The sequence below is a fragment of the Enterococcus sp. LJL128 genome, assembly GCF_056924295.1.
In genome coordinates, this window is record NZ_JBXPBP010000013.1 from 55,297 (window position 1) to 79,474 (window position 24,178).

The 24,178-nt window shown below is 39.4% G+C and carries 22 protein-coding genes; 12 read left to right on the top strand and 10 right to left on the bottom strand.

The window, feature by feature from the left end:
• The first annotated feature begins 7 nt into the window (after nt 1–7).
• From AC1Z3K_RS14210 to AC1Z3K_RS14230, 5 genes are all read left to right on the top strand, one after another.
• Complete coding sequence (locus tag AC1Z3K_RS14210) at nt 8–1,111, top strand: toxic anion resistance protein (RefSeq protein WP_426081914.1); 1,104 nt, start codon at nt 8–10, stop codon at nt 1,109–1,111.
• A 180-nt stretch (nt 1,112–1,291) separates the two neighbouring features.
• Entirely contained in the window at nt 1,292–2,527 is a 1,236-nt protein-coding gene (locus AC1Z3K_RS14215) for an HpcH/HpaI aldolase/citrate lyase family protein (protein WP_426081913.1), read from the top strand.
• Complete coding sequence (locus AC1Z3K_RS14220) at nt 2,524–3,906, top strand: phosphoribosyltransferase family protein (protein ID WP_426081912.1); 1,383 nt, start codon at nt 2,524–2,526, stop codon at nt 3,904–3,906. Before AC1Z3K_RS14215 ends, AC1Z3K_RS14220 begins: the two co-directional genes overlap by 4 nt.
• Entirely contained in the window at nt 3,903–5,060 is a 1,158-nt protein-coding gene (locus AC1Z3K_RS14225; protein ID WP_461733052.1) for a cysteine protease StiP family protein, read from the top strand. The genes AC1Z3K_RS14220 and AC1Z3K_RS14225 overlap by 4 nt, the downstream gene beginning before the upstream one ends.
• Nucleotides 5,057–5,824, top strand: a complete 768-nt coding sequence (locus AC1Z3K_RS14230) for an HAD family hydrolase (RefSeq protein ID WP_461733053.1) — start codon at nt 5,057–5,059, stop codon at nt 5,822–5,824. Before AC1Z3K_RS14225 ends, AC1Z3K_RS14230 begins: the two co-directional genes overlap by 4 nt.
• A 44-nt stretch (nt 5,825–5,868) precedes the next feature.
• Here the strand turns inward: AC1Z3K_RS14230 and AC1Z3K_RS14235 are convergent, their stop codons facing one another.
• The 10 genes from AC1Z3K_RS14235 to AC1Z3K_RS14280 all read right to left on the bottom strand — a co-directional run bounded on the left by AC1Z3K_RS14235 (nt 5,869) and on the right by AC1Z3K_RS14280 (nt 14,454).
• Nucleotides 5,869–6,546 (bottom strand): hypothetical protein, encoded by a 678-nt coding sequence (locus AC1Z3K_RS14235; RefSeq protein ID WP_461733054.1) that lies wholly within the window; start codon nt 6,544–6,546, stop codon nt 5,869–5,871.
• Between the two features lie 14 nt (nt 6,547–6,560).
• Nucleotides 6,561–7,223: a hypothetical protein gene (locus AC1Z3K_RS14240; RefSeq protein WP_426081904.1), complete on the bottom strand. Its 663-nt coding sequence runs from the start codon at nt 7,221–7,223 to the stop codon at nt 6,561–6,563.
• 14 nt (nt 7,224–7,237) lie between these two features.
• On the bottom strand, nt 7,238–7,900 hold the full coding sequence (locus AC1Z3K_RS14245) for a hypothetical protein (protein WP_461733055.1): 663 nt from the start codon (nt 7,898–7,900) through the stop codon (nt 7,238–7,240).
• Between the two features lie 14 nt (nt 7,901–7,914).
• Nucleotides 7,915–8,562 carry a hypothetical protein gene (locus AC1Z3K_RS14250; RefSeq protein ID WP_461733056.1) on the bottom strand — a complete coding sequence of 216 codons (648 nt, stop codon included), beginning with the start codon at nt 8,560–8,562 and terminating at the stop codon, nt 7,915–7,917.
• A gap of 14 nt (nt 8,563–8,576) precedes the next feature.
• Nucleotides 8,577–9,278, bottom strand: coding sequence for a hypothetical protein (locus AC1Z3K_RS14255; protein ID WP_461733057.1), 702 nt, complete (start codon nt 9,276–9,278; stop codon nt 8,577–8,579).
• The gene (locus AC1Z3K_RS14260; protein ID WP_461733058.1) at nt 9,268–9,915 is read right to left on the bottom strand and encodes a hypothetical protein; all 648 of its coding nucleotides are present in this window, start codon (nt 9,913–9,915) and stop codon (nt 9,268–9,270) included. The genes AC1Z3K_RS14255 and AC1Z3K_RS14260 overlap by 11 nt, the downstream gene beginning before the upstream one ends.
• Nucleotides 9,916–9,925: 10 nt before the next feature.
• Nucleotides 9,926–11,467, bottom strand: coding sequence for a hypothetical protein (locus tag AC1Z3K_RS14265; RefSeq protein WP_461733059.1), 1,542 nt, complete (start codon nt 11,465–11,467; stop codon nt 9,926–9,928).
• Nucleotides 11,464–11,820, bottom strand: coding sequence for a DUF3958 family protein (locus tag AC1Z3K_RS14270; RefSeq protein WP_426081900.1), 357 nt, complete (start codon nt 11,818–11,820; stop codon nt 11,464–11,466). Before AC1Z3K_RS14270 ends, AC1Z3K_RS14265 begins: the two co-directional genes overlap by 4 nt.
• A complete protein-coding gene (locus AC1Z3K_RS14275) occupies nt 11,810–12,136 on the bottom strand; it encodes a TIGR04197 family type VII secretion effector (RefSeq protein WP_426081898.1) in 327 nt (108 codons plus the stop codon). The genes AC1Z3K_RS14270 and AC1Z3K_RS14275 overlap by 11 nt, the downstream gene beginning before the upstream one ends.
• Nucleotides 12,137–13,302: 1,166 nt before the next feature.
• Nucleotides 13,303–14,454, bottom strand: coding sequence for an ROK family protein (locus tag AC1Z3K_RS14280; protein WP_461733060.1), 1,152 nt, complete (start codon nt 14,452–14,454; stop codon nt 13,303–13,305).
• A 140-nt stretch (nt 14,455–14,594) separates the two neighbouring features.
• Here AC1Z3K_RS14280 and xylA point away from each other — a divergent pair, with 140 nt between their 5' ends.
• From xylA to AC1Z3K_RS14315, 7 genes are all read left to right on the top strand, one after another.
• Nucleotides 14,595–15,902: a xylose isomerase gene (xylA, locus tag AC1Z3K_RS14285; RefSeq protein WP_426081896.1), complete on the top strand. Its 1,308-nt coding sequence runs from the start codon at nt 14,595–14,597 to the stop codon at nt 15,900–15,902.
• A gap of 19 nt (nt 15,903–15,921) precedes the next feature.
• Complete coding sequence (locus tag AC1Z3K_RS14290; protein WP_426081895.1) at nt 15,922–17,202, top strand: ABC transporter substrate-binding protein; 1,281 nt, start codon at nt 15,922–15,924, stop codon at nt 17,200–17,202.
• A 163-nt stretch (nt 17,203–17,365) separates the two neighbouring features.
• Nucleotides 17,366–18,229 (top strand): carbohydrate ABC transporter permease, encoded by an 864-nt coding sequence (locus AC1Z3K_RS14295; protein ID WP_426081894.1) that lies wholly within the window; start codon nt 17,366–17,368, stop codon nt 18,227–18,229.
• Nucleotides 18,226–19,050 (top strand): carbohydrate ABC transporter permease, encoded by an 825-nt coding sequence (locus AC1Z3K_RS14300; RefSeq protein ID WP_426081892.1) that lies wholly within the window; start codon nt 18,226–18,228, stop codon nt 19,048–19,050. The genes AC1Z3K_RS14295 and AC1Z3K_RS14300 overlap by 4 nt, the downstream gene beginning before the upstream one ends.
• A gap of 10 nt (nt 19,051–19,060) precedes the next feature.
• Nucleotides 19,061–21,346: an alpha-xylosidase gene (gene yicI / locus AC1Z3K_RS14305; RefSeq protein WP_426081891.1), complete on the top strand. Its 2,286-nt coding sequence runs from the start codon at nt 19,061–19,063 to the stop codon at nt 21,344–21,346.
• Nucleotides 21,347–21,369: 23 nt separating this feature from the next.
• A complete protein-coding gene (locus AC1Z3K_RS14310; protein ID WP_461733061.1) occupies nt 21,370–22,806 on the top strand; it encodes a glycoside hydrolase family 1 protein in 1,437 nt (478 codons plus the stop codon).
• A 776-nt stretch (nt 22,807–23,582) separates the two neighbouring features.
• Nucleotides 23,583–24,173, top strand: a complete 591-nt coding sequence (locus AC1Z3K_RS14315; RefSeq protein ID WP_461733062.1) for a CDP-archaeol synthase — start codon at nt 23,583–23,585, stop codon at nt 24,171–24,173.
• Nucleotides 24,174–24,178: the final 5 nt, after the last annotated feature.

Here is a 24,178-nt window from a genome sequence, read left to right on the forward strand (position 1 = left end):
GGATAAAATGGAAAATCAAAATGAAACAGGTTTAGAGGAAGTTCAGGTAATTAATGTTGAGCAGCGTTTATCACAGGTAGAGCTGCAGAAGGCACAGCTGAAGACTGAGCCGGAGGTTATCAACATCAGTAAGAATATTGATATCAGAGATCAGATTTCAATTTTAGAATTTGGTAAAGAACCGGCAGAAGGAATTTCGCAGTTTTCTTCCCGGATTTTGAATAATATGAGTGTAGCAGAAACACAAAAGTCTACGGTTATGCTGGACAAGCTAGGCAAAATTATGGATAAATTTGAGCCGGAAGATTTTGCTGAAGAACGCAAAGGCCTGTTCAATAAAATTTTTGGTAAAGGCAAAGATTTAATGAGCCAAATTATGGCGAAGTACCAGACTATGGGCGGCGAAATTGAAGTTGTCTACACAGAAATCAAAAAATATGAAACAAAGATGAAAAATAATGTAACGATGCTGAATCAGCTGGCAGATGAAAATATCCGCTACTACTTTGAGCTGGAAAAATACATTGCAGCCGGTGAAGTGATTGCCGACGATCTTAGAAACAATAAAATTCCTCAGCTGCAGGAGCGTGTAAACAACGGCGACCAAATGGCGGGAATTGAGCTGAGCAAAATGACTGCTGCTTTGGAAATGGTTGAGCAGCGTGTTTATGATCTGGAAATGGCGAAGCAGGTATCGCTGCAGACTGGACCGCAAATTGATATGCTGCAAAAAGGGAATGTCCGTTTGATTGGTAAAATTAATTCAGCCTTCGTGATTACGATTCCAGTATTCAAGAGTGCACTGATTCAAGCAGTCGCTGCGAAACAGCAGAAAATGACAGCAGAAGCAATGAGCGAACTGGATAACAGAACCAATGAAATGCTGATGAAAAATGCACAGAATATTTCTCAAAACAGTATTGAAATTGCGAAGTTATCTGGATCTCCAAGTATTAAGATTGAGACAATGGAACAGACTTGGAGTACAATTATGCATGGTCTGGAAGAAACAAAACAAATTGAAGCACAAAACATGGCAGAAAGAGAAGCAGGTAAGAAACGTCTGCTTGAGCTTCAACAGGATTATGAAGCGAAAAAACATAACATGTAATTGATTCGTCTTTTAAACGATTGATTCAGGAGGCTCTGCCTCCTGTTTTTTATACATACCTTCTTGTTTTCAAACAGTAAAAAGGTATTGATTGTCTGGAAGTTGTTACATCTTCACGGGAGAGAAGAGCCGGGCAGTCATTGTTGGTTTTTAATAAAAGGAAAGAAAAGAGGAATAACTATGCGGCATTTTAATTTTTTGTCGAAAAAACAGGAGGAGGCAATTTTTTTTCAAGCTCCTCAAATCATCAAAACAAAACACAGAAACGATTATCATCAGTATACGGAAGCAGAACGGCAGCTAATCGGTCATTCTTTGGGGGCTGCTTTATATATGCCGGGAACCAGAGAAGATATCGCTAAGAACATTATTAGTGCCCGCTATTCAGCTGCGGCCTATGTATTATGCTTGGAAGACAGCATTGGCGATGTTAGTGTTGAGTTAGCGGAGCAGAATCTGATTGAGCAGCTGCAGCAGCTGGAGCTATTCATTGCACAGCTGTCTGAAGAGGAGCAAAGCAGCTTTCCGATGCTATTTGTTCGAGTAAGAACACCGGAACATTTATCATCATTTAGTAAAAAAATGAGCAGCTTGATAAAGGTCATTGATGGCTTTGCTTTACCTAAAGCAGATAACCGGAATATGGCTGCCTATTTAGAAAATCTTATCCAGGTTTCAGAGGAGAACCAGACTTGGCTCTGGGCGATGCCGATTTTGGAATCTAGAGAGTTAATGAGTAAAAGAAGTCGTGAAGAAGAGCTGAACAAGGTGTTTGAAGTCTTGACTAAGCCGGAATTTGAAGAGCGAATTCTTAATATCCGTTTAGGTGCGACTGATATGTGTGGTCTTTTTGGGCTTAGAAGAACAATCGATTCGACAATCTATGATGTATCTGTGATGAAGGATTTTATGACGGATGTGTTGAATTATTTTGCCTTAGACCGGCGCTTTGTTGTCAGCGGCTGTGTTTGGGAGTTTTTTACTAAGCGACCACGGATGATGAAGCCGTTGCTTAGAGAAACACCCTTTAAGGTTAAGCTGGGGGAAGATGGGCAGCAAATCAGAAAAGAGCTAATTACAGATGCCAATGATGGGCTAATCAGAGAAGTGATGCTGGACAAGGTTAACGGTATTAACGGTAAGACCTGTATTCATCCAACCCATATTGTGCCAATTAATAGCCAGCTGGTTGTACCGAAGGAAGAGTATTTTGATGCCAAGCATATTTGTGAAAGCAAGAACGGTCAGGTTGGTGTATTTAAAAGTGATCAGGGAAACAAGATGAATGAGGTAAAACCACATTTGCTTTGGGCTAAACAGGTACTACTTCGTGCACAGATTTACGGTGTGTTTAACGATAAAAAAGAATTTGTCGATCTATTGATCGCTGAATATTTAAGCGAGGAATCTACATGATGGAAATAAGGGAGTATCCAGTAACTGAAGGTCTAAAAGTAAAAATTACAGTTGATAAAAACCCTTTTCAGCTAAAGCCGGAAGCATTGTTTCAAATGGCGGCACGGATTAATAAAAAACGAAGTTTTCTTTTTGTCAGTCCAGTTTTAGGGAAGCACCTGCCGGTTAATCCTTCTGTCTCACTACTGATTGGCCGAGCACTGGCTCTAGTTTACAGTAGTCAAATAGACAAGTATCAATCGCTGATTCAAGAAGTGCTGAACGACCGAGCAAGGCAATCTGAATTTTCCTTTGAAGCAGCGGCACTGCCTCAGATAAGTCTTAAGCGGCCAGTCACTATTATTGGTTTTTGTGAAACTGCGACAGCGTTAGGTCATGCGTTTTTCGACAGCTTTGCTTCTTCAGCTCGTTATATTCACACGACGAGAGAAGAAATAGCTGGAAAGCAGGTATTGCTGGCATTTGAAGAAGAGCACAGCCATGCAACGGCTCATCGGGTATATGGGGATGACTCCCAGTTTTTTGCTGATGATTCCGAGGTAATTCTAGTTGATGATGAAGTAACCACCGGGAAGACAAATTTAAATATTATTCGAGATATTCTACGGGCTTTTCCTCACAAAAAGCAATTCACAATTGTTTCAATTTTAGACTGGCGAAATGAAGCGAATCAGCAAGCTTTTAGGGATTTGGAACAGGAGCTGGGAATTGTGATTCGGGAAGTTTCTCTTTTAAAGGGACAAGTGGAAGAGCTTGGTCAACCAATCGGATTAACAGATGAATCCCTGCTTACGGAAAGTAATTCCAGTAGTCTATTGTTGCAGAAGCCATTGCAGAAGAAGCTGCCGAAATTTTCAATGGAGCAGGTGTTTGATTCGTCTAAGACTGAGCAGCCCCCCTATTTAAAAGCAACCGGTCGCTTTGGATTAACTAGTGAACAGAATCAAAACGAAGCATTGGCAGTGATTGGTCAGCAGCTGCAGGCTGTTCGTGCAGGCGCTGGAAAATGTCTGGTTTTAGGCACGGGTGAATTTATGTATTTGCCAATGAAAATTGCCAGTTATATGGGCAGCAATGTGGTATTTCATACCACCACCCGCAGTCCTATTTTAAGCCGGAATGAGCAAGGCTATCCTATTTCGCAGAAACGGCAGTTTCCAAGTCCTGAGCAGCCTGGAGCCACGAACTATGTCTATGGCGTTGCAGAGGAAAAGCAGTATCAGGACATCTTTGTGTTTTTTGAGCGGGTAGTTAGTCGAGAGCATTTGAATGAACTAAATCGTATATTAGGTACTGTGAGAGGCACGAAGCTTTATTTTGTGGACCTTGTTTCCCGCAGTCTCTATCAATCTGTTATAGGGAGCGTTTTAAAAAGATGAAACCATTTATAAAAGGAAGTTATTCAGACGATGATGTGATTTTTCTACTTCAGGATATTAGTCAGTATGTGGATGAGATTGCTACACCAGAAAGAGAAGTATTAATTCAGAGCGGTACTCATTATTCAGAGATGCTGCCGGTAGAATATCAGCCAACCGCAGAATACGTAGCTTTATTTAAAGAAACCTTGAAAGAATCAGCTAGTCGAATTGCTCTGTCAGTAGGAATTGTTGCTGAACAGATTGTCAGCGAAAAAAAGAAAAATCATCAGGGTGATTTACAAAGCACATTAGCTGATTTGGTGTTGGTGAGCTTGGCAAGAGCAGGTACGCCTATAGGGGTTTTAATTAAACGCTATTTAAAGCTAGTCTATCAGGTTGATGTTCCTCATTATTCTATTTCGATTATCCGCGGCCGGGGGATCGATGAAGTTGCGCTGGATTATATTTACCAGCAATCTGAAACAGCAGATATCCAGTTTATTGACGGCTGGACAGGTAAGGGAGCAATCACTAAGGAGCTGACGGAAGCCTGTGAGCAGTATAATGAAACGCATTCTCGGCAATTTCCTCTGTCTCCCAGCTTAGCCGTTTTAGCAGATACGGGCTACTGTACGACACTTTACGGAACACGAGAAGATTTTTTGATTCCAAGTGCTTGCCTGAACTCTACAGTATCCGGTCTAGTCAGCAGAACCGTGCTGAACGAGCGCTATATTAAACCGGGAGAAGTCCATGGGGCGAAATACTATCAAGAGTTTGAAGAACAGGATCTATCGAATGTGTATATTGAAACGATTATGACAGCTTACGTAGAGAACAGAGAGCAGCTTGATCAGGAAATAAAAGCAGCACTAGCTGCTTGGAATCCGGCAGAAGTACCAAGCTGGGCAGGGATGGCAGCGATTGAACAAATCAAAGCGGATTTCAACTATGACAGTATCCATTTCATCAAGCCGGGAGTTGGCGAAACGACTCGAGTTTTGCTGCGGCGTGTCCCTGAAAAGCTGTTGATTAATCCGGAAAAAACCAATGACTTGCGTCATATTCTGATGCTGGCAAAAGAGCTTCATGTACCGATTGAGGAGTATACCAACATGCCTTACTCCTGTTGTGGATTAATTCGCCAAAAGGTTGGAGAAAAGGAAATATGAGTATAGTAGTTTTCAGTGATTTAGACGGTACCCTTCTTTTTTCAAAAAATTCACTGCCGAAATCATTGACAGTAGACCAATGCTTGGAAGCTGAAACCTATGCAAACGGCGGTCATGGCTATATGGAGAGACAGCTAGTTGACTATCTGAAGCAATGGTCAGAAAAGCACTTGTTCATTCCTGTGACTACCCGTTCTACAGAGCAGTATGAGCGTTTGTCACCTCTGCTTAAGGAACTGGCACCCGCCTTTGCTTTAACCAGCAATGGCGGAAATCTTTATCGAAGCGGGCAGTTGGATTTAAATTGGAACCAACAGATTAAAGCTGAGCTTAAACCTGAGCTGGAGAGTAACGGGGAGATTTTAAGGATCATTGAACGGTATCTTCCCCAAGACAGTATTCGGAAGGTCAAGGAAATTGATAATCTCTACTATTGTGTTCTGGTTGTCGCAAGGACTTGGGAGCCAAATCTGATTCAGCAGGTAAATGAAGAGTTGTCCAGTTATGGCTGGACCAGCTACTTTCAGCATAAGAAGCTGTATTTCCTTCCTGCAAAGCTGTCAAAGGAAGGAGCCGCAGCCAAGCTAAAAGCAGAGCTGCCTGAAGGCTTATCCTTTAAAGCCCTAGGGGATACGGATATGGACCAGCCAATGTTGAAGGAGCAGAACCATCATTTGTACTTTGGAACAGACATCCAAAAACAAAGCGGTATACGGACAGCAGAGTATTCCTTTGAAGCAGTAAAGAAATTATTAGCAGAATAAAGAAGCTGTCCGATTCCCCAAATAGGAATCGGACAGCTTTTTGGTTAATCCAATGTTTTTCGCCATTCCTCACGCTTTTCTTCACGAAAGGCGAGGAGTTCTTCATAAAACTCATGAAAATTGTCAGGAACCATGGTTCTGGAACCCGTATGCTTTTCAATGGTATTGTCTTCAAAAACTAGTAAAACAGTCCAAGGAAAGGTTCCACCATCGGCAGTTGTTATGGAGTCGTTATTTGGCGAATTTTTTGCAGTTCCGATGTACTCTGTTTCCCAGTCTTGTATCTGATAGTTTTCAAGCAGCTGTAGAAGAGTTTTAACATCGGAGTCGGTAAGTTTCCAATCAGGTTCTGTTCGGTCAATTGCTCCGGGATATAGATACATCTCTTTATTTTTTAAATCAGCAACAAAATCCTCATTTTGTTCTCTAGTCCAAAGAGATAGCGTCTTTGTACAGATAATTTTTTTAACAGATTCTAAGCTTTGTTTGAATTCGGAAACTGGTAAATTACTCAATACTCTGATGCTATTTCCGTCACTTGCAGAACGAATCTGTTCTTCTGGTAGTTGCTCTTCCGTTGGAAAAGATGATGAAGTTTCGGTAGTAAGAATTTTTGCGCTGTTATTTGTCGTAGATTCTAATGATTTTAGTTCCGTTCCGTTGTTCTCACATCCTATGAGGAAGAATAAGGGAGCAATAATCAAGAAATTTTTCTTTTTCATACATCTCCTTGTATTTAATCGGATTCAGTAGATTTTCGCCATTCCTCACGCTTTTCTTCGCGAAAGGCGAGGAGTTCTTTTATAAAGTTTTCATACTCCATTGGAGAATCGTCGCCATAATATTTTTTATGGATTTGATTGGTGTCATCGTTGAAGACTAAAAGTAACGTCCAAAATGCTTCACTATTGCTAGTACGCTCAGGATCAGGCTCAGTACCATAACTTTTTTTCCAGTCTAATACATTATTATCTTCAATAATATTGTGTATTTTTGTCACATCTTTTTCTGTTAGATTCCAATCGGGTTCTATATCGCCAGTGTTTCTAAAGGGATATAAGTTCATATTTTTATTTTTTAAATCTGCAAAAAATTCTTGAGTTGTGTATATATCATACAAACCACTTTCCTTGTAAATAATTTTTCTTATATCAGTGACAGTTTTCTTTGTTTGGGACTCTGGAAGGGACAATAATTTATCATATGTTTCACCATTTCTTAAGCTGTGTTCTTCTGGCAATGTCTCATCTAGTTGAGAGCTGCTAGAAGAACGGGTAGTAAATGTCTGGAAGCTAGAGGTAGTTGCAATCTCAACTGATGAGGCTGTTTTTGTATTTCCTTGTTCACATCCGACAAGTTGCAATAAGAGAACAACGATTAAAAAATACTTTTTATTCATATATCTCCTTATGTTTAATCGGATTCAATCGATTTTCGCCATTCCTCACGCTTTTCTTCACGGAAGGCGAGGAGTTCTTTTATAAAGTTTTCATACTCCATTGGAGAATCGTCGCCATAATACTTTTTATGAATTTGATTGGTGTCATCGTTGAAGACTAAAAGTAACGTCCAAAAGGCTTCACTATTGCTAGTACGCTCAGGATCAGGCTCAGTACCATAAATTTTTTTCCAGTCCAATATATTATTGTCTTCAATAATATTGTGTATTTTTGTCACATCTTTTTCTGTTAGATTCCAATCGGGTTCTATGTCGCCTACATTCCTATAAGGATATAAGTTCATATTTTTATTCTCTAAATCTGCAAAAAATTCCTGATTTTCGTACATATCTATAAAGCCACTTTCGCTATAAACAATCTTTCTTATATCAGTAACAGTTTTTTTTGTTTGTGTTTCCGGAAGATAAAAGAGCTTGTCATAAGTTTCTCCACCACTCATTCTTTTTCTTTCGGGTATTTTTTCACGATTTGATAGATATGAAGATGATTCTGTAATAAAGGTTTGAGAACTAGATTCATTTGTAATCTCAACCAACGAGGCTGGTTTTATGTTCTCCTGTTTACACCCGACAAGTTGTAATAAGAGAACAACGATTAAAAAATACTTTTTATTCATACATCTCCTTAGGTTTAATCAGATTCAGTAGATTTTCGCCATTCCTCACGCTTTTCTTCACGAAAGGCGAGGAGTTCCTTCTTAAAATTTTCATATTCCTTTGGGGAATCTTCACCATAATATTTTTCATGAATTTCGACAGTATCATCATTAAAGACCAGAATTAATGTCCAAGCAGCTTCACTATTACTAGTCCGTTCAGGATCGGGCTTCACGCCATAGATTCTATTCCAATTTTGGACATTGTTATCTTCAATAATATTTTGTATTTTTGACACATCTTTTTCTGTTAACTCCCAGTCAGGTTCAGTCGTACCAATCAGCCATGGGTATAAGTACATCGTTTGTTGGGTTAAATTTGCTGCAAAATCTTGATTATCGTAGAGAGATTTATAACCACTATGAATCATAATTAATTTTCTGATTTCAGAAATTTCTTTTTTTACTTGTGCTTCTGGAAGCGTAAGTAATTCAGAATACCTCTCTTCATTTTCAGCTATTTTTCTTTCGGGAAAAATTTCCTGTATTGATTCTCTTGTTGAGGTATCAAGAGAAGCATTCGTAATATTTATAGAGTCTGTAGGTATTGTTTTCATTGTATTTTGTTCACATCCGACAAGTTGTAATAAGAGAACAATGATAAAAAAATACTTCTTATTCATACATCTCCTTAGGTTTAATCAGATTCAGTAGATTTTCGCCATTCCTCACGCTTTTCTTCACGAAAGGTGAGGAGTTCTTCATAAAACTTATGGAAATTGTCAGGAACCATGGTTCTGGAACCTGTATGCTTTTCAATGGTGTTGTCTTCAAAAACTAGTAGTACAGTCCATGGGAAGGTGCCACCATCGGCAGTTGTTATGGAGTCGTTGCTTGGCGAATTTTCTGTAGTCCCGATATATTCTGATTCCCACTCTTGTATCTGATAATCTTTAAGGAGCTGTTGAAGAGTTTTAACGTCAGAGTTAGTGAGCTTCCAATCAGGTTTATACATAGCCATTGAAAAAATATCAGGATAAAGAAACATTTCTTTATTTTCTAAATCAGCAATAAAATCCTCATTTTCCCGCAAAGTCCACAAAGAATTGCTTTTTTTACATATAATCATTCGGATATTTTCAATAGTTTGTTTTTTTTCAGACATTGGAAGCTTTTCTAAATCTTCTATGTTGTCTCCAGAATTATCATTTCTGTATATCGGTTTAGGAAAAAGTTGACTTGTTGAACTCACTGGCTGTTTTTTAACAACTATAGAGCTTGTAGTCGTAGTTAATCGGGAGTTCGCATTTTCCTTTTCACAACCTACACAAAAGCATAGAAAAAATAGGATAAGAAAACTGTTTCTAATCTTAATTAGATGTGGTGTCTTAATTTGCATTTTCTTTTTGCCATTCTTGTCTTTTTTGATCTCTAAAATCCATTAGTTTCTCATGGAGAGTGTCTAATTCTGCTGGCTCGTCAGTATCGGGAGAGTAGCCACTGTGACTTTCAATAGTACTATTTTCGAATACAAGTAATAGATTCCAGATACCTCTATCAGCAGTAGCAGTAGGATTTTTTTCTTCTCCATATTTTTCTTTCCATTCTTGAACATTACAGTCTTCTAAAATAGTTTTTATTTCTTCAATATCATCAGTTGATAAATCCCAGTCCGGTTTAGTTTTCTCTATCTCCCAAGGATATAAATAAAAATTCTTATTTTTTATATCAGCAACAAAATCGTCATTTGATTCTCTTGTTTTAAATCCGTTTGATTGAAATAAAATGACCATAGAAAGGTTTGATAAATCTTGCTTTTCGGTTGAATATGGTAATTTTTTTAAATCTTCATAGCTTTTAGTTTTTTTCTCTTTTAGAGTGACACTTGGAATAACAGTGTTAGTACTAGCTTCTGTATATTGTATTGTTTTTTCTGAAAAAGTTGTTTGAGAAGTTTTCACTTGTTTTTTTTCACATCCTATAAATAATAATATTAAAGAAAATGTAGCAAATAATTTTAAAGTGGTTTTCGCCATGTGAGTACCTCTATTCTTTTTTCTTGACGATAGAATCCATGTATGAAGTAGAATCAGGCAAAAAAGTTACCATGTTTTCCATTTCAGAACCATTAGGATTAATCACGTTGTAACTGAAATAAGTTCCGAAGCACTCGGAACCGGTGCTGTATAAGGGTGTTCCATTTTCATCAAAGAAGTAGTCGGAACCATGTCCTGGGAATTGTCCGCTAATATCAAAATTTGTTATCCCAGAATAAACATCTGTGGAGCCGAAAGAGTGTATATTACTGAAATGTTGATATAAATATTCATTTTTTAGTTTGTTATAGACTTCTTTAGTTAATCCAGTTAGTTCATCTCCTTTTTTTATTGGATCGTATAACGTATCTAAAAGATGTTGTTTAATTTTGTTACTATCAGAGTAATTTTCACTATTCAAAAATTTGTCTATACTCTCTTCTAATTTTTTATATACATCAGATTGATTATACCCATTTAGATTTAGTCCATTTTTTTCATAGTAATAAGAATAAAAGCCTTCATAGCCGTTGTCTAGACCTAAGTAGTAATCAACTGCATGTCCCAATTCATGAAATAGAATGAAGTATTTACCACGACCTTTTGCCCCAGAGCGATCTCCAGCTAAATCAAAGGAGAGACTCCCTTCTAATCCATCAAAAAAACCTGCTTGGGATTTGTATTTAGTATTTTCTATGTTAAATCGATCTAAATACCGCAAACACAATGTCCGATAAGGTTCTTCGGCGGTATACATCATATGCTTGATTTCTACCTGTGCTAGAAAATCGACAGGAGATAAAAATTTATCGGTTTTTTGAGCGTGTTCAGGATGCTCCATATCGTATAAAAGAACCTCATTAATTTTATCGATTAAATCAGAACGTTCCTTTTTCAACTGTCGAACCTGCTGCATTTTATGGACTTTCTTGACCCAATCCATACTTGATCCGGAGGGTTTTTGGAAGGTTCCTGTTGCAGCATTCCAAGAGCTGTTTGAAGCAGCCGCTCCTTGATTGACAGCGCTGGTTAGCTCGCTGATTTCAGCGAAGAGGGCTGGAGAGCTGGCGTGGAATTCCAACAGCTTTTCCAATTTATTCTCCAATTCAGTTTTGGCATCTTCCAGACCATTAATGACTTTCTGATTAGCATTTAATTGCCTCAGCTTCATATTATCCCCAATGTCCTTGGATTCAATAGAAATTCGAATGGCATTATACGCATTTATTTCATTATTCAGGCGCTGGATTTTTTCTTCCAGCTCTGAGGATTTCAAGTCACCGCTGTCCACACTAAGATATTTGTTTGGGAAGGATTTGCAGGCTTCTGCGACAGCCTCGGACAATAGACGTCCTCCTTGAAGCAGTGGTAGAATTACCGCTTGAAACATGTCTTTTGCTGAGGTATAGGCAGCTGCTTCTAAAATCTGGTCTGCCGCAAAGCTGGCAGCCGCTTTTTGCACTGCTTCATAGCCCTGCTGGTGGGCAGTACCCATGGCTTGAACATCTGCTGACTGTGTACGGGCAGGTCCTAGATACATATCAATACTCATTCGTTTTCGTCCTCCGTGTCCATTTCTACTTTTCTTTTTTCATAGTAGAGTTTATCTAATCGTTCTTGGGCTTGGGTCTGTTCCTGCTTCAAGGCTTCCTGACCATCCTCCAAATCCTCAAGAATATGGTGCTGCTCTTGTCTAAAATCAGTATGAAGGTCTTCAAAGAGTAAAGCAAAATCATTTTGATGAAAGCTTTCCCTCAGCTCTTCGAAAAGCCGGCTGGAGGAATGGAATTGCTCCAGATAATCTTCTTGCAGCTCTTCCAGCTGCCGTCCAGCAGCATCTAGCTCATCCTGTTTTTCATATAAGATTCGTTCTTCACGTTCTAACTGTTCCTGCTTAGAAATCAAGCTTAATTCCTCCTGATGCTGGTCTAGATTCTGGTTTGGGAAGGGAGCCGAAAACGGTATTTTTTATTGCCCGATCTTTGGCATCAAATTCTGCGGCTACGCTTTGCAGATTGGCAGCCGCATTGCCAATGGCTGAGCTGACCTGAGTAACTGCCTGCTGTGCAGCGTGAATAGCCTCTTTTGCACTGTCATTCCCAGCGACCGTCGTTTGCCCATCCTGATTGATTGAAGTTGATGTGTTTAATACATCTAGAGCACTCAATAATTCAGAAGCCAACTGTTGGGCGACCTGTGTGTTGCTGTTTATCTTTGCCATAATTATTTTCTCCTTTTTGCGATTTTGTTTGAAAAGCTCTATGCGATTTAAGGAAGCTCAGAAATGAAATGTAGTTTATGGATGTAATAACAAGTTAGCTTTATTTCCTACTTCCCGAGCAAACGATGTCTTAAAAGCTGCAGCCTCGGTGATAAGTCAAATCACACTAAAAACTTTAGGTAGGTAGTAGTTAACAGCTACTCGATTCCTCCAAGCGTTTCTTGTCAATTTTCGGATATCCCGTCATATTGCCGAAGAAGTTGCTCCTGCGATTACTCGTCGCAGTCAAGTGCTTTGCGAGTGCTCCTGCGATACTCGTCGCAGTTAAGTGCCCGTGTGTGTTACTGTCTCACCCTTTATGCGGAGTTAAGCATGCTAAAAGTATGGGGATCTAGTTCTGTCCATCCTCTGATGCTGCACAGCACCCAGTTGGTTTTCAAGACAAAACATTTCCGATAGAACCTTGATTAGCCCCATAAAAAAATCTTGCGAAAGCGCTCAAACATATTTAGCTAATAAAAAAAAGTATAACATTAAAAAAATATATATTCTACACTTGAAAGGTTGAATTTCCTACGTTTGGTCGCTTTTACGGATTTTTGAAATAGAAAAAAAGAGCCATGACGGATGGGTGTCATCGCTGCTAAAAAAACAAGTAATGTTATTTTGTAAATGCTCTTTTAGGTGAATGGGACATTACTCAATGAGACCTATCTCAACCCACATGAAATCCGAAAAAACGTTGGAGCAGGGACACATCCAGTATTGAGTAGCTATGAGAGCATGGGGACTGTTCCTAAATAGCTGTGTAATCTACGTACAACTTTTAGGGCACACTTCATGCTTTGAGATAGCAGAGAATCACGAACTGTTGAAAGTAATGACAACAACTTTTGTAATGTTCTAACTTGACTCTCCAAGGAGGAAGTATGGCGTAATCAATTTTTTTAGAGCCTGTCTGAAAACGCTAGCGGTAAATATTTCTGAGATTGTTACGGAACCTGTCGGCAGAAAAACGCACTTATGTCTCACATAGGCGGTGTCTTCTTTCTTAATTCCATAAGCATGTCTGAAACATTCGGAAACCACTCTATTTTTCAGACATGTGCTAGTAAAAAAATAGGCGTAGTTGATCAAACTAATTGTCTTTTTGAGGCTAAATCGATTTAAACATGCTTGAGCTTCAATCGCTGGATGTTTAAAAAATTTTGACAGCAGAGTGCGATACCGCCGTACAAAGGAGCTTGACTACCCAAGGTACTATTTTCAACGCGAATATCCTTCGTAAAGCGACTAGTTAAGTGATCTCGAACCTTTGTCAACAAAGATGGAATTTTCCGATAGATTGAGCTGTTAATGATAACAACCTCAGGGTCATAGAGTGCTACAGTATTGTTAATACCGACTGCCAGCCAAAACGCATTTTGTTCCAGCCTGGTTTGGATTTCTGAGTCGTCTATTAAAGACTGAACCACTGCACTGTCTACATAATCCAGCTGTTTTTTTTCAGCAATTTGTTCATAAAGTACCGTATTGGAAGCATACTGCTCCAGACAGCCGTTGTTACCGCACGGGCAGGCTTTTCCATCTGGAAAGAGTATAGAGTGTCCGATTTCTCCAGCTGTACCATGATGTCCTTTTTGAACGAGCCCGGAGTTCACGACACCACCGCCGACTCCGCTGTGAATGCTTAAGCTTACCAGACTCTCAGAACTATCAGAAAATGCATATTCTCCAAGCGCTGCTAAGTTTGCTTCGTTTTCGATGAAAATTGGAAAATCAAAGCTTTTGGAAAGCTGTTTGTGTAAATCAATTGTATCCAAATCGTAGTAAGGAGTGAAAATGACTTGATGATTATGAACCACCCCATGAATCCCTATGGTCATCCCAATAATTGCTGAGCAGACCTTAGGATTTTCTTTTTGAATAGCAGTAATGGTCTCTTTTAAAAGAGCAATGACTGTTTTTGCTGAAACGTTCAATCGTTTTTTTTCAATAAACGTAATTTCTTCACCGTTTAAATAAGCAAGTGTTCCTTTTAAATAATCAATTCCGATATCAAAAGAAAGAGCTGTCGCTACTTTGGGGTTAAACTGCAGCATAATCGGTTTTCGTCCTCCTTGAGTACCAGCAGAGCCGATACCTGTCTCGAAAATTAAACCATCATCCAAAAGTCCTTTGGTGATAGATGAGACAGAAGCTTTATTTAATCCGGTTAAAGAAGACAGCTCAGCACGGGAAATATTTTTATGATCGATTATTCCTTTTAAAATCAAAGATTCATTTTGTTCGCGTATCTTATATTTGTTAGATATCATATGGGTTCACCTCGTTTAGTTAATATTAAAATTTTTGAAAGCGCTTGACAACTTATTTTCAATGATTTAATATTTTTTATGTAAGTTAGTTTAACTTGCTAACTAACTAAAATCAAGCTATTTTTAGGAGGAATCTGTTAATGAGTTACTTTCCACAGGTAGACAAAGTAGGTTACGAAGGACCAACAACAGAAAATATGTTTGCTTTCCGTCACTATAATCCAGAGGAAAAGGTATTAGGCAAAACGATGAAAGAACAGCTGCGCTTTGCGATTGCCTACTGGCATACGATGACTCAAGATGGCTCTGACCCATTCGGAAAACCAGTCAATCAACGGGATTGGACGGCTGAAACAGCAATGGAGACGGCTAAAAACAGAGTAGCAGCATTTTTTGAACTTTTGACTAAATTGGATGTGGAGTATTTCTGTTTTCACGATGTGGATATTGCGCCGGAGGGCGACTCATTAGAAGAGTTCTTCCGCAATATAGATGAAATTACTGATTTGATTAAGGAAAAGATGGATCAGACAGGGATTAAGTTGTTGTGGAATACCGCAAATATGTTTTCTCATCCTCGCTTTGTCAACGGGGCGGCTTCATCTAATAATGCTGAAGTCTTTGCCTATTCAGCAGCTCAGGTGAAAAAAGGATTGGATATTAGCAAAAAGCTAGGTGGCGAGAATTATGTCTTTTGGGGTGGTCGTGAGGGATATGAATCTTTGTTAAATACAAATATGAAGTTTGAACAGGATAATATTGCCCGCTTATTTAAAATGGCTGTTTCTTATGCAGAAAAAATTGGTCATAAGGTTCAATTTCTGATTGAGCCAAAGCCAAAAGAACCAACAAAACATCAATATGATTTTGATGCTGCAACAACGATGGCATTCATTCAAAAGTATGATTTAGAAAATGATTTTAAACTAAATTTAGAAGCCAATCATGCGACTTTGGCAGGTCACACCTTTGAGCATGAGCTGACTGTTGCCCGTTGTTATGATGCTCTAGGATCTATTGATGCCAATCAGGGAGATATGCTTTTAGGCTGGGATACAGATGAGTTTCCAACAAATATTTATGATACTACGCTTGCGATGTATGAAATTTTGGAAAATGGAGGAATAGCGCCAGGGGGAATTAACTTTGATTCAAAAGTTCGCCGCTCGTCTTTTGCGATGGAGGATTTGCTTCTAGCTCATATTGCTGGTATGGATACATTTGCTCGCGGGTTGAAAGCCGCTGCAAAATTAAAAGAAGACCGTTTCTTCGATAAATTGAAAGAGGAACGTTATGCGTCTTATACAGAAGGAGTAGGCGCAAGGATTGTTGCTGACAACGAAGATTTGGAAACCCTTACTTCCTATGCTCTGGAACATGATGAGATTGAAATGCTGTCCAGTCATTTGGAGTATGTTAAGTCCCGTTTCAATGATTATCTAGTATAACAAAGAGGAGAGAGACGAAATGAAACGAAGAAAGATTTTTTCTACTATTGTGTTAGCTGCTGCGGGTTTGCTATTAGGTGCTTGTGGGAATGGCGGATCTAGTTCCAGCGGAGATACAACGACCATTGATGTCTTCAATATTAAAGTGGAGACAAAGGATCAGTTAGACGAGCTGGCAAAGAAATATGAAGAAAGTCATGAAGGAGTAAAAATCAATGTTACGACTGTAGGCGGCGGACAAGATGCGAATGCAGCCTTACAATCTAAATTTTCTTCCGGTGATGAGCCAAGTGTTTTCCTTCTAGGCGGTTTAGCAGATGTTGATAAATGGGGAGATAGTCTAGCCGATTTAACAGATACGAAGCTGGCGGATACAGCTATTGAAGGAACTTTGGATGGTGCGACAAGAGATGGGAAAGTATATGGTCTGCCGATGAATATCGAGGGCTATGGCTTTCTAATCAACAAGGAGCTATTTAAAAAAGCCGGCGTTGATGTGGATGCAATCAAATCATACAGTGATTTTGAAGCGGCAGTGAAAAAGCTTGACAGCAAAAAAGACGATTTAGATATGAAAGCTGTTTTTGGATTTAGTGCAAAAGAATTCTGGGTGGTCAGTCAATACAGTTCTCATTTTACAGCACCTGAGTTTGACGATGATGTACAAAAGGTGTATGAAGCGAAAGCAATTGATTTTTCATACAGTGATCAGTTCAAACAATATACAGATTTAATTAACAAATATAATGTTCAGCCCATTTTATCTTTAGATTACAGCACATCGGTAGAAGAAGATTTTGCCAACGACCAAGTCGCTATCGTTCATCAGGGAAATTGGATTATTCCTACCTTAAACAGTTTAGACCCAGAAATTGTAGAAAATAAATTGGGAATTTTACCGCTTTATGTGAAGGATGAGTCAGATGGAAAGATAGCTGCAGGAGCGCCTTGGTATTGGGGCGTAAATAAAAATAAAGATGAAAAGGTTGTAGAAGCAAGTAAAGAATTTTTGGAGTGGATGTATACAGATGAAGCGGCGATGAAAGTCATTACCGATGAAATGGAATTTATTCCTGCTTATACTAACTTCTCTTCAGACAGTTTGAAGGATGCAACATCTCGGGATATTTTCAACTATGTATCTGAGGGTAAAACGGTTCCGTGGGTTCACAATCAATACCCAGATGGTTACTCTCAAACTCAGTTTTATCCAGAATTTCAGAAATATCTAAATGGCGATCTCTCATGGGATGATTTGATGACCAAAGGCAAGGAAGCCTGGGCAGAGGATCGTAAATAATAAAAGCGATTGCTTAGCTAGAGAATAAGAGAAAAGAACTGATTTTTCGGTAAAATTGTTTGCCTAGTATTTTAAGTAAGCTGGGCTGTTGTGAAAGAACATTGTTTTTTACAGCTCAGCTTACTAAAAATAATTGATAGGCATCGGGAGGAGGATTTGCATAATGAGTAATCGATCAAAAAGCTTCTGGCTATTTCTAGCGCCTAGTCTGTTGGGGATAGCTGTAGTGTTGTTTATACCGCTATTAACAGGTGTTTACTATTCAATGACTGATTGGAATGGCATCAAAATTGACCAATTTTTAGGCATCGAGAACTATATAAGGGCATTTCAGGACGAACGTTTTCTAAATAGCATTTGGTTTACAACCAAATTTTCTGTAGTCGCGATTGTCCTTGTAAATATTATTGGACTGGGACTGGCACTACTGGTGACTCAAAAAGCAGATAAGCTGAATAATGTTTTCCGTACAGTGTTTTTTATGCCGAATCTAATCGGTGGGATTATACTAGGTTTTATTTGGCAATTCATTTTTATTAAAGCGTTTGCGGCAATTGGAGATGCAACAGGGATAGAGTTTTTTAAAGGCTGGCTCTCCACGACTAATACAGGCTTTTGGGGTTTAGTTATCCTCTTTGTCTGGCAAATGAGCGGCTACATTATGATTATCTACATTTCATTTATTAATAACATTCCAGATGAAATGATTGAAGCGGCAGAAATTGACGGCGCTACATCGTGGCAAACTTTCTGGAAGATTAAGTTTCCGATGCTTGCCCCGGCATTTACCGTTAGCTTATTTCTGACACTATCCAATGCATTTAAAATTTACGATCAGAATCTAGCATTGACCGCGGGAGGACCGTTTGATTCTACACAGATGGTAGCAATGAATATTGTCAACGAAGCATTTGCAGTTCGAAATATGGGGTATGCACAAGCAAAGGCTGTGATATTCCTGATTATTATTACTATAATCTCTATTGTTCAAATCAGTATCACTAGAAAACGGGAGGTAGACCTATGATCAAACAGAAAAAGAGAAAAGCATTGTTGATTAAGATTCTAGGGATCTGTTTGATGCTTGCCTGGCTGTACCCTTTTTATCTGATTGTAGTGAACTCATTTAAGACAAAATCTGAGATATTCAAAAACACTTTGAATGTTCCGGAACAGTTTACAACAGAAAACTATCCAATTGCTTTTGAGAAGCTGGATTTCTTTCAAAGTGCGCTTAATTCAGTAATAATTACAGCAGTGTCGCTTTTTGTAATTGTCATTTGTACGTCAATGGCAGCCTATGCCCTTTCAAGAAATAAAAGTAAGCTTAGCAACGGCTTATATTTTGTGATTGCGATTGGCTTGTTAATCCCATTCCAGGCGATTATGATTCCATTGGTTTCATTTTTTGGAAAAGCCAATATGTTAAATCGGCCAGGACTGGTTATTATGTATCTAGGCTTGGCGAGCAGTATGGCAATCTTTCTTTACTTTGGCGCCCTAAGAGGAATTCCTCAATCATTGGATGAAGCAGCGACTATTGATGGTGCTTCGCGTTTTCAGATTTACTGGCATATTATTCTGCCATTACTGAAACCGACAACTGTAACTGTTATTGTACTGAACTCAATCTGGTTCTGGAATGACTATCTATTGCCGTCTCTAGTTATTAATAAAGAAGGTATGTACACGATTCCACTGAAAATGTTCTATTTCTTTGGTCAATATTCTAAGCAGTGGCATTTGGCGCTGGCAGCCCTATTTATTGCGATTATTCCAATCATTATTCTCTATGTGTTTCTACAAAAATATATTATTAAAGGCATTTCGGACGGTGCCGTAAAATAGGAGGGCAACCATGAAATTTACAAATGGCTATTGGATGACAAAAGAGGGGTATACAATTCAATCACCAAAGGAAATTTTTACCTATCAGGAAAAAGAAAAGCAATTGATTTTGTACGCTCCATATAAAAAAATCGAGCAGCGTGGCGATACTTTGAATATGGGAATGAGCACGATTACGCTCACGAGTCCGCGCGAAGATATGATTTCTGTAAAAATTGTCCATCATGAGCAGAACAATCCAGGTCCGGAATTTACATTAGAGACAGCTGATGTTCAGCCGGTAATTGAAAAAACAGATGGAAAGATTAGCTTTAAATCGGGTTCTATCAAAGCAGAAGCTGTCTTATCAGATAAGTTTCAGTTACGCTTTTTGGGAGAAGAGAGGCTGTTGACTGAGTCGAAATTCGGTGCACAAGGAGAAATCACTTATAAAGACGGCACTCATTATATGAGAGAACAGCTCTCTTTGGGAATTGATGAGCTGATTTATGGTTTAGGTGAGCGCTTTACGCCATTTATTAAAAATGGACAGACCATTGATATTTGGAATGAAGACGGCGGAACAGGCAGCGAACAGGCGTATAAGAATATTCCTTTTTATATGAGCAGCAACGGCTACGGAATTTTTGTCAATCATCCTGAGCAGGTTTCTTTTGAAATAGCTTCAGAAAATGTTTCACGGGCGCAGTTCAGTGTAGAAGGGCAAAGCTTGGAATATATAATTATTTACGGACCTACACCAAAAGACATTCTTGAAAAATATACCAGTCTAACTGGGAAGCCATCATTGCCGCCGGCTTGGTCCTTTGGCTTGTGGCTGTCTACATCCTTCACAACAGACTACAGTGAAAAAACTGTCATGTCATTTATTGACGGGATGCTGGAACGCGGGATTCCGCTGGAAGTCTTTCACTTTGACTGTTTTTGGATGAAGGCCTTTGAGTGGTGCAATTTCAAATGGGATGATGAGCTGTTTCCAGATCCAAAGGGGATGATTCAGCGTATTCATGAAAAAGGAATCAAGGTTTGTGTCTGGATTAATCCGTATATCGGACAAAAATCGCCACTTTTTGAAGAAGGCAGGAAAAATGGCTACTTTTTGAAGCAAGCAGATGGAAATGTTTGGCAATGGGATATGTGGCAGGCCGGTCAAGGCATCGTAGACTTTACGAATCCAGAAGCGGTGAAGTGGTATCAAGGCTATTTGTCAGAGCTGTTGGAGCTGGGAGTGGACTCCTTTAAGACAGACTTTGGTGAACGAATTCCGACAGATGCCGTCTATTTTGACGGATCGGATCCTAAAAAAGCACATAATTACTATAGCTATCTATATAATGAAGCCGTCTTTTCTTTATTAGAGGAGCAGCGCGGGAAAAATGAAGCCGTCCTTTTTGCTCGTTCTGGAACTGTCGGCTCCCAAAAATTCCCTGTACATTGGGGTGGTGATAACCTTTCAGAATATGTCTCAATGACAGAAACACTGAGAGGCGGGTTGTCGTTCCTGTTGTCTGGCTTTGGTTTTTGGAGTCATGATATTGGCGGATTTGAAGAAAATGCTTCAGCGGATATTTACAAACGATGGACACAGTTTGGACTTTTATCTACTCATAGCCGCTATCATGGCAATATTCAATACAGAGTTCCTTGGCTGTACGATGAAGAAGCAGTTGAGGTCACTAGAACGTTTACTAAACTAAAATTAAGCTTAATGCCTTATCTCTATCAGCAGGCGGTTTATACTGCTCAAAGCGGCGTGCCGATGATGCGTCCGTTATTCATGGAGTATACACAGGATAGAAATGCTTATTTTGTAGACAAACAATATTTTCTTGGGGATTCACTGCTTGTGGCGCCAGTGTTTACTGAAACAGGTGAAGTGGATTATTATCTGCCGGAAGGACGTTGGACGCAGCTGTTAACGAATGAGCTGTGTGTTGTATCAGAAAATGGTCAGTGGCGAAATGAAACTTATGACTATTTACATTTGCCAGTCTGGGTGAAAGAAGATACAATTTTGGTAACAGGTCGCAAGGATCAGAAGAGTGTTGTTTATGACTATACAGATTCAGTAGCTATCCATTGTTATCAATTATCTGAGGGAACACACAGTCAAGAGCTTGTGGACAGTAGCGGAGCAGCTGCCGGCAGCATTGAAGTAAACAGAGCAGGAGCAGCTGTTGTTGTTCGGACCACAGGCTTATCTGGTAATAATACAGTGTATATCCATGAAGGAGAACGAATCTTACAAGGGGAACTGACGAATACTGAACTGACCTTCGATTTGAATAAAGAGTAAACAACTGACTGGAGGACAAGTAAGTGGAACACAAACAACTCGATCAATTTCCAACAGATTTTTTATGGGGCTCAGCTTCAGCTGCCTATCAGGTAGAAGGCGCATGGGAAGCCGATGGTAAAGGGGTTTCTGTCTGGGATGAATTTGTCCGAATTCCCGGGAAAACATTTAAAGGCACAAATGGAGATGTGGCTGTTGATCATTACAACCGTTATAAAGAAGATGTTGCCTTAATGAAGGAGCAGGGGCTAAAGGCCTACCGCTTTTCAGTAGCATGGACACGGATTTTTCCTGAAGGTCGGGGAGAAGTCAATCAGGCAGGTCTGCAGTTTTATATTGATTTAGTAGATGAGCTGCTGGAAAATGAGATTGAACCTGTATTGACGTTGTATCATTGGGACTTGCCGAAAGCACTGCAGGATGAATATATGGGTTGGGAATCCCGCAAAATTGTAGAGGATTTTACTGCTTACGCTGCTGTTCTATTTGAAGCCTTCAGAGGCAAGGTGAAGTATTGGGTTAGTTTGAATGAACAGAATATTTTTATCACACATGGTTATCTAATGGCAAGTCATCCGCCGGCAGTTCAAGATCCTAAACGGATGTATCAGGCGAACCACTATGCAAATTTGGCAAATGCAGCAGTTATCAGTAAATTCCATGAGCTGAAAATGCCGGGTATGATTGGACCGAGCTTTGCTTATGGTCCAAGCTATTCGATAAACAGCGATCCTAAAAATGTGCTGGCTTCAGAGGACGCCGAGGATTTAAATGCTCATCTTTGGCTGGATGTCTATGTGTTTGGTGAATATCCAATTGCTGCTTTGAAATATTTGGCAGAACAGGGCGTAGCTCCTGAGATTGAAGCTGGGGATATTGAGCTGCTGAAAGCAGGAAAACCAGATTTTATCGGCATCAATTATTATCAAACGAGTACAGTAGCCTTTAATCCGCTGGATGGTGTAGGTATGGGTAAAATGAACACTACCGGCAAGAAAGGCTCTACAGAAGAATCTGGCACACCTGGCGTGTTTAAGCGGGTAGAAAATCCATTCGTTGAACGAACAAACTGGGATTGGGAAATTGATCCTCAAGGATTGCGTATTGGTTTGAGACGATTAACCAGCCGTTACCGGATGCCAATTCTGATTACTGAGAATGGTTTAGGTGAATATGACCAGCTGACTGAAGATAAGGCTATTCATGATGAATACCGTATTGACTATCTGAAACAGCACGTAAGTGCCATTCAGGAAGCCATCACAGATGGAGCGACCGTTCTTGGTTATTGCACATGGTCTTATACTGATTTGTTGAGCTGGCTGAATGGCTATCAAAAACGCTACGGGTTTGTTTATGTGGATCAGGATGAAACGCAGGACGGCTCATTGACACGTTATAAAAAAGACAGCTACTATTGGTATAAAAAAGTAATTGAAACAAATGGAGAGGAATTATAGTCAGAGAAACAAGGCTATAGTAGACTGTAGCTAAAGACTGCCTGTTCCAGGATTAATGAAAAATGGCGGCAAAGAGAAGGCGTGACAGAAGTGTTCTAACTTGAGAAACAGCTAGAAATGGTTCGATTTATTTCCGAGGGCTTCAATGCTGAGTGCTTTAGTAAAGTGTTAAGTTCCTACCCGCTTATCTAAGGTTATCACTACGTTGATAACATTGAAGCATAGACGACTGGAACACCGTTTATTCGATTTTAGGGTTTGGAGACAGTTCGTTGTCCCAAACCCTTTTTTTTTGTTCCAACTAAAAATGATGAAGACATTTCTCTAGGTTATGGTATAGGGATAGAGTTAGGAATGCGTTCAAGATTTTTATATCTATGGAAAAAGCTGGTTACTGCAAATCATGTAGCGCTCATCACTCTTTTTCTTCTCTTGCTGATGATAAGAAAAAACAAGCAGCTCATCTTTTCAACCGAAAAGATGAGCTGCCTGCCGTCATTTACTTAAAAACAGACCCTCCGCCGAAGCGAAAGGGTCTAGGGGACCCAAAGTTATTAAAGCCAAGATAACACGTAATTACTAACTGAATTTAGTATATATGAAAGCGTTGTCTAGGGGCAATGGTAGAGTGCACAAGAAGAAGCGCTGATTTTCGTCAGTTTGACCAATTTAAAAAATAATAGCTGTTTTCAGCAGTAATCACAGATTTCCGGACATTTGGTGGAGTACTCTAAGATATGATAAAATTGAGCCATCACAAAAAAAAGGAGAAAAACATGGTTGTTGTTTTACAAATGTATATAACCCTGATGCCGGTTATTCTTGCCGGCATTTTAAATATGGTCTGGTGCAAAAGCAGCATTCTTAAAAACGCTGCTGTACCAATCGATCAGGGCAAAGTACTAAAGGATGGGCAGCGGTTGTTCGGAGAGAATAAAACCTGGAAAGGCTTTGGCGGTTATCTGCTTTGGGGAAGTGTCAGTGGTCTTGTCTGGGGTTGGTTTAATCAGCTGCTTCCCTATTTAGAAGCCCATAATTTTTTATATACGTATCATGCAAATCAAGTACCGTATAATCTGTTAATGGGTCTGGCTTTTGGCGCAGCCTATGCAATCTGTGAGCTGCCCAACAGCTTTTTAAAGAGAAGAGCAGGAATTCGTCCTGGTAAACCGGCAAAAGGGCAAGTTCAGCTGTTGTTCTTTCTATTAGACCAAATAGATTCCCTTTTAGGCTGTGTTTGGGTGTTAACCCTTGTGTATCCGATGAGCGCGGCTTTTTATAGCTTGTTTGTCATTTTGGGCGGGTTGACACACATAGGAATCAATGTGATTCTTTACAAATTACATCTAAGAAAGAATATTTTTTGAGGACG

Bases quoted from the DNA above. Each gene is read 5' to 3' on its own strand.
- AC1Z3K_RS14245 (WP_461733055.1), bottom strand. From the start codon at position 7,900: ATGAATAAAAAGTATTTTTTAATCGTTGTTCTCTTATTACAACTTGTC.
- yicI (WP_426081891.1), top strand. From the start codon at position 19,061: ATGAAATTTACAAATGGCTATTGGATGACAAAAGAGGGGTATACAATT.
- AC1Z3K_RS14265 (WP_461733059.1), bottom strand. From the start codon at position 11,467: ATGAGTATTGATATGTATCTAGGACCTGCCCGTACACAGTCAGCAGAT.
- AC1Z3K_RS14235 (WP_461733054.1), bottom strand. From the start codon at position 6,546: ATGAAAAAGAAAAATTTCTTGATTATTGCTCCCTTATTCTTCCTCATA.
- AC1Z3K_RS14215 (WP_426081913.1), top strand. From the start codon at position 1,292: ATGCGGCATTTTAATTTTTTGTCGAAAAAACAGGAGGAGGCAATTTTT.
- AC1Z3K_RS14220 (WP_426081912.1), top strand. From the start codon at position 2,524: ATGATGGAAATAAGGGAGTATCCAGTAACTGAAGGTCTAAAAGTAAAA.
- AC1Z3K_RS14240 (WP_426081904.1), bottom strand. From the start codon at position 7,223: ATGAATAAAAAGTATTTTTTAATCGTTGTTCTCTTATTGCAACTTGTC.
- AC1Z3K_RS14255 (WP_461733057.1), bottom strand. From the start codon at position 9,278: ATGCAAATTAAGACACCACATCTAATTAAGATTAGAAACAGTTTTCTT.
- xylA (WP_426081896.1), top strand. From the start codon at position 14,595: ATGAGTTACTTTCCACAGGTAGACAAAGTAGGTTACGAAGGACCAACA.
- AC1Z3K_RS14275 (WP_426081898.1), bottom strand. From the start codon at position 12,136: ATGGCAAAGATAAACAGCAACACACAGGTCGCCCAACAGTTGGCTTCT.
- AC1Z3K_RS14315 (WP_461733062.1), top strand. From the start codon at position 23,583: ATGGTTGTTGTTTTACAAATGTATATAACCCTGATGCCGGTTATTCTT.
- AC1Z3K_RS14260 (WP_461733058.1), bottom strand. From the start codon at position 9,915: ATGGCGAAAACCACTTTAAAATTATTTGCTACATTTTCTTTAATATTA.
- AC1Z3K_RS14300 (WP_426081892.1), top strand. From the start codon at position 18,226: ATGATCAAACAGAAAAAGAGAAAAGCATTGTTGATTAAGATTCTAGGG.
- AC1Z3K_RS14250 (WP_461733056.1), bottom strand. From the start codon at position 8,562: ATGAATAAGAAGTATTTTTTTATCATTGTTCTCTTATTACAACTTGTC.
- AC1Z3K_RS14225 (WP_461733052.1), top strand. From the start codon at position 3,903: ATGAAACCATTTATAAAAGGAAGTTATTCAGACGATGATGTGATTTTT.
- AC1Z3K_RS14290 (WP_426081895.1), top strand. From the start codon at position 15,922: ATGAAACGAAGAAAGATTTTTTCTACTATTGTGTTAGCTGCTGCGGGT.
- AC1Z3K_RS14230 (WP_461733053.1), top strand. From the start codon at position 5,057: ATGAGTATAGTAGTTTTCAGTGATTTAGACGGTACCCTTCTTTTTTCA.
- AC1Z3K_RS14295 (WP_426081894.1), top strand. From the start codon at position 17,366: ATGAGTAATCGATCAAAAAGCTTCTGGCTATTTCTAGCGCCTAGTCTG.
- AC1Z3K_RS14210 (WP_426081914.1), top strand. From the start codon at position 8: ATGGAAAATCAAAATGAAACAGGTTTAGAGGAAGTTCAGGTAATTAAT.
- AC1Z3K_RS14280 (WP_461733060.1), bottom strand. From the start codon at position 14,454: ATGATATCTAACAAATATAAGATACGCGAACAAAATGAATCTTTGATT.